Source organism: Actinoplanes sp. NPDC026619 (assembly GCF_040638295.1).
Lineage (GTDB): Bacteria > Actinomycetota > Actinomycetes > Mycobacteriales > Micromonosporaceae > Actinoplanes.
The window spans coordinates 17,989-33,509 of record NZ_JBEZYA010000002.1 but is presented as its reverse complement, the minus strand read 5'-3'; the positions used below and the strand labels follow the sequence as shown (position 1 = coordinate 33,509).

Annotated in this window: 17 protein-coding genes; 6 read left to right on the top strand and 11 right to left on the bottom strand. The window is 72.3% G+C overall.

Going from position 1 to position 15,521, the window contains the following annotated elements; translation table 11 throughout:
• Positions 1 to 101: 101 nt before the first annotated feature.
• On the top strand, positions 102 to 713 hold the full coding sequence (locus AB0E90_RS05395) for a hypothetical protein (RefSeq protein WP_360399614.1): 612 nt from the start codon (positions 102 to 104) through the stop codon (positions 711 to 713).
• 7 nt (positions 714 to 720) lie between these two features.
• Here the strand turns inward: AB0E90_RS05395 and AB0E90_RS05390 are convergent, their stop codons facing one another.
• Positions 721 to 1,593: an alpha/beta hydrolase gene (locus AB0E90_RS05390; protein WP_360399611.1), complete on the bottom strand. Its 873-nt coding sequence runs from the start codon at positions 1,591 to 1,593 to the stop codon at positions 721 to 723.
• A gap of 191 nt (positions 1,594 to 1,784) precedes the next feature.
• On the opposite strand from AB0E90_RS05390, the gene AB0E90_RS05385 reads away from it, so the two are divergent.
• Positions 1,785 to 2,048 (top strand): hypothetical protein, encoded by a 264-nt coding sequence (locus AB0E90_RS05385; protein WP_360399608.1) that lies wholly within the window; start codon positions 1,785 to 1,787, stop codon positions 2,046 to 2,048.
• Here the strand turns inward: AB0E90_RS05385 and AB0E90_RS05380 are convergent.
• Together AB0E90_RS05380 and AB0E90_RS05375 are read right to left on the bottom strand one after the other, a co-directional pair.
• Complete coding sequence (locus AB0E90_RS05380; protein WP_360399605.1) at positions 2,023 to 2,394, bottom strand: hypothetical protein; 372 nt, start codon at positions 2,392 to 2,394, stop codon at positions 2,023 to 2,025. The genes AB0E90_RS05385 and AB0E90_RS05380 overlap by 26 nt on opposite strands.
• A gap of 57 nt (positions 2,395 to 2,451) precedes the next feature.
• The gene (locus tag AB0E90_RS05375) at positions 2,452 to 3,225 is read right to left on the bottom strand and encodes an alpha/beta hydrolase-fold protein (RefSeq protein ID WP_360399602.1); all 774 of its coding nucleotides are present in this window, start codon (positions 3,223 to 3,225) and stop codon (positions 2,452 to 2,454) included.
• Positions 3,226 to 3,278: 53 nt separating this feature from the next.
• Here AB0E90_RS05375 and AB0E90_RS05370 point away from each other — a divergent pair, with 53 nt between their 5' ends.
• The 3 genes from AB0E90_RS05370 (at position 3,279) to AB0E90_RS05360 (ending at position 5,315) form a co-directional block, all read left to right on the top strand.
• Positions 3,279 to 4,019, top strand: a complete 741-nt coding sequence (locus tag AB0E90_RS05370; RefSeq protein ID WP_360399599.1) for a dienelactone hydrolase family protein — start codon at positions 3,279 to 3,281, stop codon at positions 4,017 to 4,019.
• A gap of 104 nt (positions 4,020 to 4,123) precedes the next feature.
• Positions 4,124 to 4,393, top strand: coding sequence for a hypothetical protein (locus tag AB0E90_RS05365; RefSeq protein WP_360399596.1), 270 nt, complete (start codon positions 4,124 to 4,126; stop codon positions 4,391 to 4,393).
• Between the two features lie 76 nt (positions 4,394 to 4,469).
• Positions 4,470 to 5,315 carry an inositol monophosphatase gene (locus AB0E90_RS05360; RefSeq protein ID WP_360399593.1) on the top strand — a complete coding sequence of 282 codons (846 nt, stop codon included), beginning with the start codon at positions 4,470 to 4,472 and terminating at the stop codon, positions 5,313 to 5,315.
• A 47-nt stretch (positions 5,316 to 5,362) separates the two neighbouring features.
• Here the strand turns inward: AB0E90_RS05360 and AB0E90_RS05355 are convergent, their stop codons facing one another.
• On the bottom strand, positions 5,363 to 6,241 hold the full coding sequence (locus tag AB0E90_RS05355; protein ID WP_360399590.1) for an alpha/beta fold hydrolase: 879 nt from the start codon (positions 6,239 to 6,241) through the stop codon (positions 5,363 to 5,365).
• Positions 6,242 to 6,288: 47 nt separating this feature from the next.
• Here AB0E90_RS05355 and AB0E90_RS05350 point away from each other — a divergent pair, with 47 nt between their 5' ends.
• Positions 6,289 to 6,894, top strand: coding sequence for a TetR/AcrR family transcriptional regulator (locus tag AB0E90_RS05350; protein ID WP_360399588.1), 606 nt, complete (start codon positions 6,289 to 6,291; stop codon positions 6,892 to 6,894).
• Positions 6,895 to 6,904: 10 nt separating this feature from the next.
• On the opposite strand, the gene AB0E90_RS05345 is transcribed toward AB0E90_RS05350, so the two are convergent.
• The 7 genes from AB0E90_RS05345 to AB0E90_RS05315 are packed head-to-tail and all read right to left on the bottom strand — an operon-like array spanning position 6,905 to position 15,497.
• A complete protein-coding gene (locus tag AB0E90_RS05345; protein WP_360399585.1) occupies positions 6,905 to 7,564 on the bottom strand; it encodes an FHA domain-containing protein in 660 nt (219 codons plus the stop codon).
• Entirely contained in the window at positions 7,561 to 8,826 is a 1,266-nt protein-coding gene (locus tag AB0E90_RS05340) for a VWA domain-containing protein (RefSeq protein WP_360399582.1), read from the bottom strand. Before AB0E90_RS05340 ends, AB0E90_RS05345 begins: the two co-directional genes overlap by 4 nt.
• Before the next feature lie 2 nt (positions 8,827 to 8,828).
• A complete protein-coding gene (locus AB0E90_RS05335; protein ID WP_360399579.1) occupies positions 8,829 to 9,863 on the bottom strand; it encodes a PP2C family serine/threonine-protein phosphatase in 1,035 nt (344 codons plus the stop codon).
• A gap of 15 nt (positions 9,864 to 9,878) precedes the next feature.
• A complete protein-coding gene (locus tag AB0E90_RS05330) occupies positions 9,879 to 12,044 on the bottom strand; it encodes a tetratricopeptide repeat protein (RefSeq protein WP_360399576.1) in 2,166 nt (721 codons plus the stop codon).
• Positions 12,041 to 13,225 (bottom strand): hypothetical protein, encoded by a 1,185-nt coding sequence (locus AB0E90_RS05325; RefSeq protein ID WP_360399573.1) that lies wholly within the window; start codon positions 13,223 to 13,225, stop codon positions 12,041 to 12,043. Before AB0E90_RS05325 ends, AB0E90_RS05330 begins: the two co-directional genes overlap by 4 nt.
• Positions 13,222 to 14,172 (bottom strand): glutamate ABC transporter substrate-binding protein, encoded by a 951-nt coding sequence (locus AB0E90_RS05320; RefSeq protein WP_360399570.1) that lies wholly within the window; start codon positions 14,170 to 14,172, stop codon positions 13,222 to 13,224. The genes AB0E90_RS05325 and AB0E90_RS05320 overlap by 4 nt, the downstream gene beginning before the upstream one ends.
• Entirely contained in the window at positions 14,172 to 15,497 is a 1,326-nt protein-coding gene (locus AB0E90_RS05315; RefSeq protein WP_360399567.1) for a hypothetical protein, read from the bottom strand. The genes AB0E90_RS05320 and AB0E90_RS05315 overlap by 1 nt, the downstream gene beginning before the upstream one ends.
• Positions 15,498 to 15,521 lie beyond the last annotated feature (24 nt).

Here is a 15,521-nt window from a genome sequence, read left to right as displayed (position 1 = left end):
AAGTTGCAGACGGGTTCGCGGATTCCGCCCGGGGGCGGATGTGCCACTGATCGTCTGACGCCGATGCTGTGCCTACCCGCCGGACCAGCATGGGGGAACAGATGAGCACCGCACCGCTTGCCCACACCGACATCGTCGTCCTGGACTACCTGGCCGCGCTGTGGGCACAGAGCGACGACCTGTCACCCGACCAGCGCGATTCGCTGATGACCACGGTGGCCGACTACATCGCCGCCCGCCGGGTGGCGGCGGTCGATCCACTGGAAGACGCGGCCGCGATCGTGCGGCGGTTAGGGCCGCCGGAGGACCTGGTCGCAGCGATGCGAAGAGGGGCGCTGCCCCCGCACGTACGCCTGCCGGCCCTGCTCCCGCCGCCCCCGCTGCCGCCCATGCCGCCCGTGCGCACCAGCGGGGGACCGGCGGAATACACCGCGCTCGGCATGCTGTCGGCCGGCGCGTTCGTGCTGCCGGTGGTCGCGCCGGTGGCCGGGATGCTGCTGGCCTCGGCGTCGCCGCACTGGACGCCGGCGCAGAAGTCGGCCGGCTGGGTCCTCACCCTGGGCTCGATCGGCGGCGCCTTCTTCCTGGCGCTGGCCGTGTCGACCGTGCTGCCGTACTCGCACGATTTCGTCCTGGTCCTGCTCTACCTGGCGATGCTGGGCGGATCACTCGCCGCCGGCGCGGTGCTGCTGGCCGGCCTCCGCAACCGGTAAAGGCTGGTCAGGCGGGCTGACGGCCGCGCGCCGACTGGTCGACGATCTCGTTGATCACCTGCTGCCAGACTGCCGCCGGGGGGAACTCGTGACCCACCCCGTCGAGCCAGACCAGGCGGGCGCCGGGGATCTCGGCGGCCAGAGCATGCGCGTGCTCGGGCGGGAACAGCGGGTCCAGGGTGCCGTGCAGGACCAGGGTGGGTGCGCTGATGCTCGACAGCGGCTGCCGGAACCCCGGCCCGGTCGGGCAGCACCAGTGGTTGAGCTGGGTGGCGGCCATGTCGTGGGTGCGGTCGAAGACGCGCTCGGCCAGCCGGCGCAGGTGCGCGTCGTCGGCGGTGAACGGGCCGCCCAGCTCCCGGGTCGCCTCGATCATCCGGTTGACCGCGGTCTTGCGGTGGGACCAGTCGGGGGCGTTTTCCGCCTCCGGGGCCACCGCGGCGGGCGAGCCGGGCGAATCGGGGGCCTCCGGCGCGCCGGGCGACGGCGCGCCGAGGGTGGTCGACATCAGGGTCAGCGACAGGACTCGGTGCGGGCGCTCGGCGGCGATCCGCTGAGCCAGGGCGCCGCCCATCGACAGGCCGACCACGTGTGCCTTGTGGATGCCGAGGGCGTCCAGCACACCGAGGGCGTCGTGGGCCAGGTCCACACCGGAATACGGTGGTTCGCCGGGCGGGAACGACGTGGAGCGGCCGGTGTCGCGATGGTCGTAACGGATCACGTGCCGCCCGGCGGCGGCCAGGCGTCGGCAGAACTCGTCCTCCCACCAGTCCATCGAGCTGGCACCGCCCGCGATCAACAGCAGGGCGGGGTCGGAGGGCTCGCCGAACGACTCGACACAAATGTCGATCCCGTTGACCGGCAGGGTCTCGGCCACCATCCGGCCATTCTCCGGCATCAGAGTTGTCGGCTGCGTTAATTATCGATCACCGACACGTACGGGATGCTTGGGATTTTCTTAACCGCTTGGTCCGCAAGTGGTTAGATACTGCCGTGATTCCGGATATTTCGGATTTTGACGTTCATCGAACGCGGTCGCCCGCGACGCTCGACGGTATCGCGGTCCCCGGGTTGCGAGCCCGGTTCTTCCGGCGTGACGAGGGGGGCCGCACCGCGACGGTCGGCTGCTACTACCTCGGCGACCGGGAGATCCTGCGCGCCTGGGGCTGGGCCGACGAGGAGCACTGCCGGCATCACGCTGTTCGCGAGCCCGGCGGCGGCTGGCATCCGGCGAGCGACGGCTGCCCGGTCGCCGACGTGGTGCGGGACGGTCAGGCCGGCGACGTCGTCGGCCTGACCGTCCGGACGCCTAACGGCGAGTGGGTGCGGGCCTGAGCGCGGCCGCGCGGGCCTGCTGACGCACCACGCGCAGCGACACCGCCGTGAGGCCGATCGCGATCACGAAGAGTGTCAGGTGGAGCCATGGGTTGGCGATCGGCACGAACCCGATGATCGCGACCGGGACCTGGACGACGGCGATCAGGGCGGCCAGCCACCATCGGCTGGCACCGCTCCACAGCAGGGCCGTCCAGATCGGCGCGGACACCACGACCAGCGTGAACGCGTCGAGAACGGCGTGCAGGTAGGTGTTGTGGACGTTGTTGTGGGCGAACGCCTGGGCGGGCGAGGCGATCCAGAGGGCCGCGACCAGGGCGGCGACGAGGACAGCGGCACGACGCATGGGATCCTCCAGCGTGAGTTGACCGTTGCTCTGGGTAACCACGGTACGGAACGGTCATCAGTGCCGTAAAGCCCCGGCGACGAAGTCGAAGGCATTAGGCACACATCGGGACCAGTAGCCGAAGTTGTGCCGGCCATCGGCGTACGAGCCGGCCGCCTTGGGCTCGGGAAGTTGTTTTTCCAGCGTGCGGACGTCGAAGTACAGGCCGTCCTGCTTGCCGCACCACAGCCCGACCGGGGTGCCGCGCAGCAGGCCGGCCGACCGGGTCACGTCGTCGTCGGGCTGCACGGCGGGGGAGAAGGCGGCCACCGCGCGGACGAAGCCGGGGTACGCCTCGGCCAGCAGCAGCGCGCCGTAGCCGCCCATCGACCAGCCCCAGGCGGCGAGCCGGTCGGCGTCGTAACCGAGCTTGCGGCACCACGCCGGGATCTCCTCGCGGACCATCCGCTGCGGGTCGTCGCCACCGGTCGGCCGCCAGGACAGCCGGTCGCCGTCCGCGCCGACCAGCACGAACGGGGGTGCTCCACGGCGTACCGCATCGGTGAGGAACCGGCCGAGACCGAGCGCGGCGAAGTCGGCCGGCCGTTTGCTGCCGCCGTGCAGGATCAGGCAGACCGGCAGGCCGTGGCCGCCGCCGTAACCGGCCGGGACCGCCGTGTAGACGTCGACCGTCCGGCCCCGGGCTTCGGACGGCAGATGCAGCAGCCGCTGTTCGCCGGCCGGCGCGGCCGGTATCGCCAGGCCCTCCTCCGCCATTCGGCGCCGGTAGCCGGCGATCGTCGCGAGCGTGGCCACCGCCGCGCCGCCCCCGAGCAATATTCGTCGTCTCATCGTCCCCCATAACGGTGATATGTCCGTTGGCGTGACGTTTCTAGGCTGACCGCATGCGCAGGTGGGGAGCATTCGTCATGCTGTTGGCGTTGCTTGCCGGTTGCGGCGCCAGCGCCGCCGAGGCCCAGGCCCGCCCACGCGTGACCACCCGGATCGTCCTTCTCGCCCGCGGGAAGGACCGCCCGCTGCCGACGATGATCTGGTCGCTCACCGGGTTGACCGGAAAACACCCGGTCGTGTTGTTCAGTCACGGGCTCGGCGGCCTGCCCGAGCACTTCGCGCCGCTCGCCACCAGCTGGGCGCAGGCCGGCTTCATCGTGGTCGCGCCGGCCTATCCGCACACCAACGCCCGGGTGCGGGTGGACCGCGCCGACATCGGCAACCAGCCGGCCGACGCCGCCTACGTGCTGCACGCTGTCGAGCGGATGGACCCGCGCCTGGATGCGGCGCGGGTGGCCGCGGTCGGTTTCTCGGCGGGTGGCACCACGACCCTCGGGTTGCTGCGGGCCGGGCACGACCCGGGCATCCGGGCGGCGGTGTCGGTGGCCGGCCGGCGGCCACCGTCGGCCTTCGGCGGGGCCGGGGTCGCGGTGCTCTTCGTGCACGGCGATCGCGATCCGACGGTTCCGCTCAGCGCGGGCAAGCGGGCGTACGAGGCGGTGCCGTGGCCGAAAACCTGGGTGACCGTCCCGGGCGGCCGGCACGGCGACTACCTCAAGGCGGGCCGCCCCGGTTACCCGGCGGTGGCCGCCCGGATCCTGGCCTTCCTGCGCGTCACACTGGCGGCTGAGTGACGAAGGCGTGGATTAGAACTCTTACGCAGAGTGGCCCTCGCGGTCGAAATTCTCGCCCGATCGGGCAGTCCTGCACTCAGCGTGATCTTGCGTAGGCTGCATCGGTGCACCTGACCCACGTAGCAATGGCCGCAGCAGTAACGGTAAGTGTCGCCGGCGTTTCTTACTCAGCGTTAGATCCGGCGAAGCTGGAGAGCCAGGCGCGAGTCGTTGCGGACCGGGCCTCGTGCCGCACGGTCGACTCGGCCATCGTGGCGTACGTCGGCATCAACGGCGAGGCGCCGGCCACGATCACCGAGCTGGCCGGCTACGTGAAGGGCGACATCACCGCGTACTCGATCGCCGGCGGGGTGGCGGCCGGTCCCGGCTGCTGATGTTCGCGCCGGCGACATCTGCCCGACGCCCGGCTGCGCTGTCCTGGGGAGACACGCAGCGATCGGGGAGGACGACATGCCGGTGGAGCTCGGGCAAAACGTGCAGGATGACCTGGTGGAGACGGATCTTCAGCTCGCCCACCGCGCCGTGCTCACCGGCGCCGCGGTGGCGTTGCCGCACTTCAACGCCCTGGCCGACCTGCCCCAGGAGCTCAAAGCCGACGGCAGCGTGGTCACCGAGGCCGACCGGGCCGTGGAGACCGCGATCCGGGACGTGCTGGCCGCCGCCCGCCCGCACGACGCCGTCCTCGGCGAGGAGCACGGGCAGAGCGCCGGCCCGGACACGTCCCGCCGCTGGATCATCGACCCGATCGACGGCACCGCGCTGTTCGTGCGCGGCGACGACCGCTGGCTCATCCTGGTCGCGCTCGAGGAGGACGGCGAGATCGTGGCCGGCGTGGCCGCCCACCCGGCGCAGGGCAGCATCTTCTGGGCGGTGCGCGGCGGCGGCGCCTTCGAGGGCCGGGTCGTCGGCGGCCGGGTGGTGGCAGCCACCCCGCTGCACGTGACGGCGGGCGGGCCGGATGCGCTCGAGGGCGCCCGGTTCGCCGCGGTGCCGGAGTCGTGGGCGCCCCACCTGGTCGCCCCGATCGAGGAGGTCACGCCCGCGCTGCCGTGGCCGATCCACCCCGGCCTGCTGGTCGCCCGCGGCGATCTCGACCTCGCCATCCAGACCGGCGGGCAGATCTGGGACTTCGCGGCCACGTCGCTGATCCTCACCGAGGCGGGCGGCTCGTTCAGCGGTCTCAGCGGCCGCACCCGCCCGGGCCCGGGCGCTTCCCTCTACACCCGCAGCGACGCCCTGCGGGTGGCCACGCTCGACGTGCTGGCCGACGCCCGGCACGCCGCCTCCCGCACCTGACGGCCCCACGCCGCCTCTCGCGGGCCGGCCGGACGGCCGGGGGAATGTCAGGCGCTGGTCCTGGCGTCCGCGGCGAAGGTGACGATCTGCTCGGCCATCTCGCCGGGATGCCACAGGACCAGGTCGTGGCCGGCCTCGGGGACGATCTCGGCGACCGCGTGCGGCATCCGGGCGGTGACCCGGGCCGCGACCTCCGCGGCGTCGAACAGCTGGCTGTGGCCGCCGAGCAGAACCAGCGCAGGCGCCGTGACCCGGCCGAGCTCGTCGTCGGTGAGCGGCGGGGGCAGGATGTGCCGGCGCCGGAAGCCGAACGTCGCCTTGACCAGCCGCATGGCATCGTCGTCGCGCAGTGCCACGTTGCGCAGCCGCCCGGCCAGCGCGTGCCGGATCGGCCGGGGCGTGAAGCCGGCCAGGCCGCAGGCGATCATCCAGGCGATGAACTTGCGGCTGACGGTGCCGAAACCGCCCGGGTCGACCAGCGTGAGGCTCGCCACCGACTGCGGTGAGCGCAGTGCGTGACGCAGGGCGACCCACCCGCCGTAGGACGTGCCGACCAGGTGGGCCCGGCCGACGCCGAGCGCCGCGAACACCTCGTCGAGCCACCGCGACCATTCGTCACCGCTGTCGATGGCGCGGGTCTGCACGGACGGGCCGGGCTCGCCGACCGGGTCGATCGCGATCACCGGGCGGGACGCGGCGAGCCGGCCGACATAGGCATGCCACATCAGGGCCGGGCCGCCCGAGCCCGGCAGCAGCACGAACGGCGTCTCGTCGCCGGCGCCGAGCCGGTGGACGCGCGTCGTGCCGAAGCTGGTGACCACATCGGAGTCGGCCGACGAGGACGGCCAGAGACGCCCGGCGGCCTCCTCGTAGGCGGTGAAGAAGCGGTCGCGGGCCTTGTCGTTCCGAAACTCGCCGACTGGCATCGGGCCTCCGTCCAACATTTTGATGATACAAGCGTATCATCAAAGCCGTGCCGAAACGGGTGGACCATGAGCAGCGACGGCGGCAGATCGGTGAGGCCCTGCTGCGGATCGCGAGCACCCGCGGCCTGCAGTCGGCGACCATGCGCGAGGTGGCGGCCGAGGCCGGTGTCTCGCTCCGCCTGGTGCAGTACTACTTCCACACCAAGGAGGAGCTGCTGGTGGCCGCGCTCGCCTATCTCGGCGAGCAGCTCACCGAGCGGGTGTCGGCGAGCATCCGGGCGCTCGGCCCGGTCACCGCGCGCAGCGTCGTCCACGGCACGCTCACCGCCGTCCTGCCGACGGACGAGGAGAGCGTGCGGCTGACCCGGGCCTACACCGGTTTCTACACGCTGGTGTTCAGCGATCCGGAGCTGGCCGAGCGGCACGGCGCGACCTATCCCGACAAGCTGGAGTCACTGCTGGCCAGGAACATCGCCGCGGCCCAGGAGACGGGCGAGGTCGCGGCCGATGTGGACCCGGCGCTCGCCGCGGCCGCGCTGCTCGCGCTGACCAACGGGCTGGGCTCGAGTGTGCTGGGCGGGCAGCGCGACGGCGCGGCCGCCCTGCGGGTCCTCGAGGATCAACTCGGCCGGCTGTTCCACCGGCCGAGCTGACCGAAGGGGATCAGACCGCGGGCGCGTGCAGGGTGATCGTGGTCCAGGCGCCGACGTGCACCTGGTCGCCGTCCTTGAGCTGGCGGGTCTGGCCGGCGGACAGTCGCTGCTGCTCGTCGTTGACCCAGGTGCCGTTGGTCGAGCCGAGGTCGGAGACCAGCCACACCCCGTCCACGCTGAGTGTCAGCAGGGCGTGGCTGTGCGAGACCCCGGGGTCGTCGTCGGCCAGGTCGATCTCCGGGTTGGTGCCCTTCGACGAGCTGCGCCGGCCGATGCGCACCTGCGGCGCGGGCAGGTCGACCGTGCGGGACGGGGCGTCGGCCGGGAACTCGACGCCCTCGATCGCGTTCTCCTCGAAGTAGGCCCGGTCGGCCGCGAGCGTCGCGGTCCACTGCCCGGCGGCCGGGGTGGACACCACCGGTGGCGCGGTCAGCGTCGGGACCTTGCCGGTGCTGTGGTCGTAACCGCAGTCCTCGCAGAAGCGGGAGCCGGCCGCGTGCGGCGCCCCGCAGTTGGGGCAGTCAGCCGCGGGGGCCGAAGGTGTCGCGGTCGCGGGGGCGGTGACCACCGGCGCCGGGGCCGTCGAGGCGCCGCCGATCTTGGCGCCGCATTCGTCGCAGAAGTCGTCGGTGCTGGAGGAGTGCCCCTTCGGGCAGGTGTACGTGGTCACTGGCCCCGCCCGACCCGGACCGTCTTCGTCGAGCGGGTGTCCAGGGCCATCTCGTCGGCGGCCTCGACCTTGCGCCGCAGCCGCACGGTGCCGGTCGCCGCGTCCTCGATGTCGACCACGGTGGCCAGCAGCTCCTCGGTGGCCTTGTTGCCGCTGGCGTGGGCGAGCTGCGCGGCCCGGCCGAACTTGATGGTCGCGGTGCGGTCGTCGCCGGACTTGCGGGCCTCGATGCCTTCCTGGATCGCGTCGGCCAGCTCGGCCTGCCCGGTGTAGTGGGCCACCTGCCGGTTGATCCGGGTCGACAGCGCGGTGTCCTCGGTCCACACCGCGCGGACCAGCGACTGCGAGTGCACGGTGTCGCCCTCGACGACCGAGACCCGGGCGGCGAGCATCTCGTCGCCGGCCGCGCCGGGGGCCACGTCGATGCAGACGTGGTAGTCGCGGCTCTCCGCGCCCCACGAGCCGAGCGGGTAGCGGGCGGCGCGCGGGCCGTCCTCGACGCGCTTGCCGGTCAGGTCCATCACCTCGGGCTCGACCTGCTTGACGAACCGGACCGTGGAGTTGACCGGCGTCCACACCTTGAGCTGCACGTCGGCGCTGGTCTTGCCCATCGCCTTGGTCATCATCTGCTCGAACGCGGCGGTCAGCCCGGACGGCTGGGCGACGATGTCGACGGTGCCGAGCATCGCGTTCGCGATCTTGCGGAGCTCGGAGACCTTCCAGTTGACGCCGACGCCGCGGCTGTCGCAGGTGAACTTGCCGGCGATCGAGTCGAGCACCGTCTCGAGATAGCCGACCCGCTCGCCGTTGTCGCCGTCGGTGAGCAGGATGGCGTGCGCGATGTCGCCGGGCCGCTGGGCGAACAGTTGGGCGGCGAGCAGCAGCCACGCGCCCATCGCGGTGCCGCCGCTGGCCTGCAGCCGGTCGATGTTGCGGATCGCCTCGGCCCGCGACTGCGGCGAGGAGACGGCGAGCTGGCCGGGCCCGGGGTAGAGCTGCTGGGCGGTCGAGACGCCGGCGATGATCGCGAAGTTGACCCCGTCGTCGATGCACTCGACGGCGGCCTTGGCGGCCTGCCGGGCGGCGCTGATCCGCCCCTCGGCCTGCATCGAGCCGGACGCGTCCACGATGATGATCTCGGTGGCGCCGGAGGTGCGGCGGCCGCCCTCGGCACCGGACGAGGTGACCGTGATGATCGCGTTGACCTCGGTCGCGCCCAGCGCGAGGAACTCGTTCTGGAAGGCCTCGGCGGTGTACGGCATTCCTACTCCTTGATCTCGGCGGTGGGCATCTCGGCGACGGGCGCGGTGGCCACCGGCACGACGGCGACGGGCGCGGTGGCCACCGGCACGACGGCGACGGGCGCGTTGGTCACCGGCACGACGGCGACGGTGATGTTGTCGGCGCCGCCCGCGGCGTTGGCGAACTCGGTCAGTCCACGGGCGACATCGATCAGAGTGCCGCCCGCGTGCAACCTCTCCCGCACGACGGCGGCGAACTCGGCCGGGTCGGTGAGGTAGTTCCACAGGCCGTCGCTGCACAGGATCAGGTGGCCGGGCCCGACCACGGTGAACGCGCCGACCCGCGGCACCACCGGCCCGGCGTCGGCGCCGAGCCACGCGGTGATCGCGTGCGCCTTCGGGTCACGCATCGCGGCCTGCGGATCGGCCCCCATCGAGATGGCGTGGGTGGCCCACGAGTCGTCCTCGGTGAGCTGCTCGGCCGGCCCCTCGGCGGGCAGCCAATAGGCCCGGCTGTCCCCGAGCCACCCGACGTTGATCTCGGTGCCGCGCACCGTGGCCGCGACGATCGTGCAGGCCGGGTTGGACGAGAGCCGGCGCGGGTCGCCGGATTTGGCGAGCTCGGCGACCGCGTCCTTGGCGGTGGTGATCGCCTTGGCGACGTCCGGGTCCAGCGCGAGGAGAGCGCCGGCCGTGGTGGCCGCGGTCTCCGACGCGACGTCGGGGTCGAACGAGGCGGACACGCCGTCGCAGACCACCACGTCGATGTCGGCGCCGCGGAGGGCCAGCCACATGGCGTCCTCGTTGCGGTGGTGCCGTTTGCCCCGGTCGGTGACCGCGGCCGCGATCTCGCCGCCGTCGGCCTCGATGTGGTCGCGGGGCCGGCCGGCGAGCATGCCGCAGCGCTCGCAGTAGCCGTCGGCGCCGACGCCGCCCGGGAAGCCGCAGTTCGGGCACGGTGTCTGCCCGGCGAGCGGTCGCCCGCAGGCCTCGCAGAACGCCGCGCCGGCCGCCCGTTCGTCGGCGCAGGAGGCGCAGTCAGCTGAGGTCGTGGTCATGGTGCCTCGTCTCTGTTACGTGCGCGTCCGGGGGCGGGACGCGTTTGCGAGATCCACCAGGCGGATCCGTTCCGGGCCGTGCACGGCCTGGGCCATCTCGCGGTAGGCGCTCTCCAGGGCGAATCGGATGTCTCGTTCGCGGACCTCGCCGCTGCGGGCCGCGCCCAGCACGGCGGCCGGCAGCGACTTGCCGCCGGTGACCGAGCGCAGGGCCTGTTCGAGCAGCTCGGCACGCAGCGCCGCGAGCTGGGCGGCCTCGATCTCGAGGCGCTCGATCAGCGCGGCCGCGGCGGCGAGGGAGGTGACGTCGGCGGCGGCCGACGGGTGTGCCCGCACCAGGGCGCGGACCGCGCCGACCTGCGAGCTGCGGTAGGCCGACGAGGTGCCGGGCACCCGGTTGTACGCCTCCACCGCGCCGCTGCGGTCGCCGGCGGTGAGGCGGCAGCGGGCCAGCCCGGCGGCGGCGGTCGTGTACGCCGGGTCGGTGCGGCTGACCACGTCGTAGTAGCCGGCCGCGGCCGGGTCTCCCGCGAGCTCGGCGGCCAGGCCGAGCGCGAGCTGCGGCGCGAGTTCGCCGGGCAGTGCGGAGTAGACCGCGTCGAACTGCTGACGCGCCTCGGCGAGCCGGCCGGTGGCCAGCGAGAGCAGGCCGTCGTACCAGGCCACCCGCCAGTCCGCGCCCTCGGTGGCGAGCAACGCGTCGCGAGCTGCGGCCGCCGGGCGGAAGTCGTTATCGCGTACACCCAGATCGATGTGGGCGCGCAGCGCTCGGAGTTTGACCTCGACGGTCTCGGCCGGCGCCTTCGCCAGCAGGGTGAGGACCTCGGCCGGGTCGGTGACCGTGACCGAGGCGAGGAACGCGGCGGACGGGTCGGCGAGGTCGATCATCGGGGTGGGCAGGTCCTGCCAGCGCGGGGCGTCCGACTTCAGATCGGTGCGCAGCTCGCCGGTGAACTGCCGGGACGTCGCCGGGTGCGGTTCGCCGCCGGTGGCCAGGATCTGCCGGAGCACGCCGAGCATCTGCTCGGTCATCTCGCCGGAGTCGATGAACCGGTCGGCCGGGTTGAGCATGGTGGCCCGCAGCAGCAGCCGGTAGAACGACTCGTACTTCTGGTAGATCTCGAACTCGCCGCGGTCGGGCAGGCTGTCCTTGAACGTGGTCTGGTAGCCGCGGAAGTCGGTGGTGAGCACGGCCAGGGTGCGGCCGATCGTGTAGAGGTCGGAGGCGATCGACGGGCCCTCGGTGGCCATCTCCGGCGCCTGGTAACCGACCGTGCCGTAGAGCGCGGCGTCCATGTCGTCGATGTGCACGACACCGCCGAGGTCGATCAGTTTCATCTGGTCGCCGGACTGGATCACGTTGTCCGGCTTGAAGTCGCAGAAGATCAGGCCGCGGTCGTGCAGGTAGCCGAACGCGGGCATGATCTCGAGGACGAACGCGAGGGCCTGGTCGACCGGAAGCGGCTCGGGGCGCCGTTTCTTGAGCATGTCCTTGAGCGACTGACCGCCCACATACTCCATCACGATGTAGCCGGCGCCCTCGTGCTCGACGAAGTTGTAGATCTTGACGATGTTGGGGTGCTCGACCTCGGCCAGGAAGCGGCGCTCGGCCACCGCCGCGGCCAGCGCGTCCTCGTCGCCGGAGTTGAGCAGGCCCTTGAGCACCACCCAGCGGTCCGAGACGTTCTTGTCGACGGCCAGGTAGATCCAGCCGAGACCGCCGTGCGCGAGCGCGCCGACCACCTCGTACTGCCCGCCGATCAGGTCGCCCTTGACCAGCTTCGGCGTGAAGTTGAACTGCTCGCCGCAGGACGGGCAGAAGCCGGACGGGCGCCCCTCGCGGTCGCCGCGGGACCGGCCGACCGGGTTGCCGCACTTCGCGCAGTACCGCTTGTCCTCCGGGACCTCGGCCTTGGCCATCACGGCGGTGGCCGGGTCGGCCTGCACGATCGGCACGACGTCGACGAGGCCGCCGCCGAACCGGCGCCGCCGGGAACCGGTCCGGGAGCTGCCGGTCCGGCCAGTTCCCCCGGTACGGGTGGAGAGCGCCGCCGTCCGCTGTGACGGCCCGGTCGCCCGGGTGGAGGTCTTGGTCGGTTTGGCTCCGGCGGCCGGGGCCATTCCGCAGGTGTCGCAGTAGCCGTCCTCGATGGTTCCGGGACAGTCACGTTCGCACTTCATCGGCCTTCCCTCGCGATCGTGGCGGTGAGCGCATCCTGGTAGGCGTTGACGGCCGCGCGGGCCGCATCGAGATCACATGGTGCGGTGTACAACGCGGCGCGGGCCGCGTCGGCCAGCGGGGTCAGCTCGCCGCTCTCGCCGAGCCCCCGCCGCAGGGCTTTCGCCCGGTAGGCGTCGAGCCGCCCGCGGAGCTCGTTGCGGCCGGTGAGCAGGCCGGCGTTGTGCGCGGCGGCGGTGCGCAGCGCGGCCAGGCGCTCGCGGGCCTGCCGGGTCCAGTCGGCCAGCTTCGGGCTGATCAGCGCCCAGTGCCCGGCGGCGGCGAGCGCGTCGATGGCCGCCAGGTCCGGGCGCAGGTCGGGTCCGCGTACCGCAATGATGTCGGTGTCCCGGAAGCGGTCCGCGGCGGCCTGGGCCGCCTGCCCGGCCGAGGCTTGCGCCTCGGTGAGCTGCGTGGCCAGGGCGCGGGCGTCGGCGAGGCGCTGGGTGAGGGCTTCGCGCAGCTCGGCGGCCGACGTGCGCTCCGCGTCGGCCCGGCTGATCAGATGGCGTACGGCGATCAGCGCGCTCTCGTCCGCCCCGAGCGGATCGGAAGCCAGCTGAGCGGTGAAGACGCCGAGTTTCCGGTCCGCCTCGTCGATCGTCGCGGTGCTCGCGCCGGCCTGCCGGGTCAGCGTGCGCACGTTGTCGACGGCCGCGGCGGCGTCGGCGGCGGCCGGCAGCATCTTCTGCCAGGCGTCGCCGGCCTGGGTGGCGACGGTGACCGCGGTGGTGAACGCGGCCTCCATCGCCGACAGCAGCTCGGCGGGGGAGCAGGTGGTGTGGATCTGGCTGTTGCCGAGCAGGCCGCGCTGGGCGAGCGGGACGGTGGTGGTGGACAGCGTGATCGACCGGCCGCGGACCTGATGGCTGAAGTCGGCGCGGTCGGTGTCGCTGAGCTTGCGCTGGCCTCGTAACGCGCGCGCTTTCGCGGTCAGGTCCGTCAGCATCCGGTAGCCGTCCCACAACTGGGACAACGCGTCCGTGGCGTCCGCCCACTTCGCGGCGGTCTGCCCGGACAAGGTGGATTTATCGAGGTCTTTGCGGGCCGGGTTGTCGTCGAGATCGACCAGGTTCGCGGCGATCGCGGTCAGGGCGGTCTCGAGGCGGAGCAGCTCGGCGTCGGCCGGCGCGATGTCGGTCATTTGTACTGCGCCGCGGGTGGCTGCGGGGCGGTGCCACCCAGCCACTTCGAGTAGGTGGCGGCCCAGGTGCCGTTCGCCCGGTTCTTCTCCAGCACCGCGTTCACGAACTGGGTGAACTCGGGATGCTTCGGCGAGATCGCCATCCCGTACGGCTCCTCGGTGAACTTTTTGCCGACCACCTTCGCGTACGGGTCCTGGGCGGCCATGCCGGCCAGGATCGTGTCGTCGGTGGAGATCGCGTCGACCTCGTTCTGCTGGAAGGCGACCAGGCAGTCACCGAACGACGGCAGTGCGACGGCCACCGGCTTCGGCTTCACCAGACCGATATTGACGTACGACGTGGAGCCCGCCGCCGCGCACACCTTCTTGCCGCCGAGGTCCTCGATCCTGGTGGCCTTCGAGTCCGTGGAGACCAGAACCTTCTGGCCGGCCTCGTAGTAGATCGACGAGAAGTCGACGTCCTTCCAGCGGGCGCAGTTCGCGGTCATCGTGTCGGCGACGACGTCGACGCTGCCGTCTACCGCGGAGCTCACCCTCTTGTCGTACGAGATGACCTTGATCTGCAGCTTGTTCGGGTCGCCGAAGATGGCCGCGGCGATCTGCCGGCCCATGTCCACGTCGAAGCCCTCGACCTGGCCGGAGAGCGGGTTGCGCGAGGAGAACAGCAGGGTGTCCTGGCTGGTGCCGAGGACGAGCCGGCCCTTCTTCTGGATCTCCGCCATGTAGCTGCCGGCGGGCATCTTCCCCGGTTGGGGGAGCGCGCCGGACGGCCGGCGGCTGGCGCGCGGGTTGCAGGAGGTGTCCGGCGCGATGGCGGTCGGGGTGCTCGCGTCGGGCGCCGGCGCGGTGGAGCGGCCGGGCAGCGGCGAGGCATCGCCGGCGCAGGCGGTCAGCGCGAGGCTCAGCCCGGCGGCGGCGATGGCGAGTGCGGCTCTGGTGCGCGTCATCAGCGGTACTCCTCGAGACGGGCCCGGATGCCGGCGAACGCCAGCGCACAGATGATCAGGGCGACCAGCGGACCGAGAATGGTCAGGGCGGTCAGGCCGTTGCCGGCCTTGTCGATCTCACTGGTGAACGCCGCCTTGCGCTCGTCGAGGGCGGTGCCGATGGCATTGGTGACGGTCTCGAAGCTGGTCGTCGTCTCCGTGCCGATCGCCAGCTTGACCGCGCCGTCGTAGTCGCCGACCGTCTCGTCCAGCCGGCGGACCTCCTTGTGGGCGTCGGCGTAGGCGGTGTGCGCGGTCAGGACCGAGCCCGGCAGATACGAGTTTTTCAGTGCCTCGGTCAGCTCCGGCTCGGCCTTCTGCCAGCGCTGCTCGGGCTCGTCGCTGCTGCCGTGCAGGGCCAGCGTCAGGGCCTCGTCGCCGCGTTCCTGCAGGGCGAGGATGCGGGCGTCGGCCAGCTCGGCGATCGGCGTCGACCCGGTCTCCTCGGCGTCGGCGAGGTGCCGGTGCTGGGTGATCAGGATCGTGGCGGCGCCCACGCCGAGCAGGATGGTCAGGATGGTGGCGGCCACCAGCGGCACGTTGAACGTGCGGTGGGTGTGCCGGCTCAGGTAACGCTGGGCGAGAACCAACGCGACGAGCAGGCCCAGGATCAGGAACGTCAGCAGCGTGATCCACCCGGGGCTCTTCGCGCTGCCGTAGCCGCGGTCGACCTCCTGCTGCGCGATGCCGAACAGGCTGCTCGCCTGGGGGAGCAGCGTCTCCCGGTTGAGCGTGGAGGCCGCCGACAGGTAGGACGCTCCGACCGGGAGGCCCTGCCGGTTGTCGGCCCGCGCGGTGGCGACCAGCGCCGTGTAACGGGCCACGCCGCCGGAGATCTGCTGGATGGCGGCCGCGGCCTCGCTGTCCGCCGGGGCCAGCCGGGCCGCCTCGGTCAGCGCGGTTGTCGCCTTCGCCAGATCCTTGTTGTACCGATCGGTCAGCGCCGCCGGTTCCAGGCCGCCGGCCAGGAACGCCTGCGCGGCGGTGGTGTCGGCGTCGGCCAGGCCGTAATAGATCGCCTCGGCCTGCACCAGCAGCGGTTGAGCGCGGTTGCCGAGCTCGGTGGTGCCCGAGTTGGCCGCGGCGGCGGTGATGCCGGCGAACAGGCCGGTGATCAGGCCGGCCGCGATGAGGGCGGCCAGGAGCAACTGGAGCCGGCCGGGTGAGGAGCGCCGCAGGTCGCCCAGCCGCCGGAACAATCCGGGCCCGCGTCGCGCCGCCGTCTCCGTCGTCCTGGTCGTTACCCCCGTGCCCGGCGCGGGCCGGGCCTCCACCGCTGTGCTCAAGCTTCCTCCGTCGGGCCGTGCCGC

Bases quoted from the DNA above. Each gene is read 5' to 3' on its own strand.
- AB0E90_RS05335 (WP_360399579.1), bottom strand. From the start codon at position 9,863: ATGACCACGACCTCAGCTGACTGCGCCTCCTGCGCCGACGAACGGGCG.
- AB0E90_RS05375 (WP_360399602.1), bottom strand. From the start codon at position 3,225: ATGAGACGACGAATATTGCTCGGGGGCGGCGCGGCGGTGGCCACGCTC.
- AB0E90_RS05325 (WP_360399573.1), bottom strand. From the start codon at position 13,225: ATGACCGACATCGCGCCGGCCGACGCCGAGCTGCTCCGCCTCGAGACC.
- AB0E90_RS05340 (WP_360399582.1), bottom strand. From the start codon at position 8,826: ATGCCGTACACCGCCGAGGCCTTCCAGAACGAGTTCCTCGCGCTGGGC.
- AB0E90_RS05355 (WP_360399590.1), bottom strand. From the start codon at position 6,241: ATGCCAGTCGGCGAGTTTCGGAACGACAAGGCCCGCGACCGCTTCTTC.
- AB0E90_RS05395 (WP_360399614.1), top strand. From the start codon at position 102: ATGAGCACCGCACCGCTTGCCCACACCGACATCGTCGTCCTGGACTAC.
- AB0E90_RS05360 (WP_360399593.1), top strand. From the start codon at position 4,470: ATGCCGGTGGAGCTCGGGCAAAACGTGCAGGATGACCTGGTGGAGACG.
- AB0E90_RS05390 (WP_360399611.1), bottom strand. From the start codon at position 1,593: ATGGTGGCCGAGACCCTGCCGGTCAACGGGATCGACATTTGTGTCGAG.
- AB0E90_RS05320 (WP_360399570.1), bottom strand. From the start codon at position 14,172: ATGACGCGCACCAGAGCCGCACTCGCCATCGCCGCCGCCGGGCTGAGC.
- AB0E90_RS05370 (WP_360399599.1), top strand. From the start codon at position 3,279: ATGCGCAGGTGGGGAGCATTCGTCATGCTGTTGGCGTTGCTTGCCGGT.
- AB0E90_RS05330 (WP_360399576.1), bottom strand. From the start codon at position 12,044: ATGAAGTGCGAACGTGACTGTCCCGGAACCATCGAGGACGGCTACTGC.
- AB0E90_RS05380 (WP_360399605.1), bottom strand. From the start codon at position 2,394: ATGCGTCGTGCCGCTGTCCTCGTCGCCGCCCTGGTCGCGGCCCTCTGG.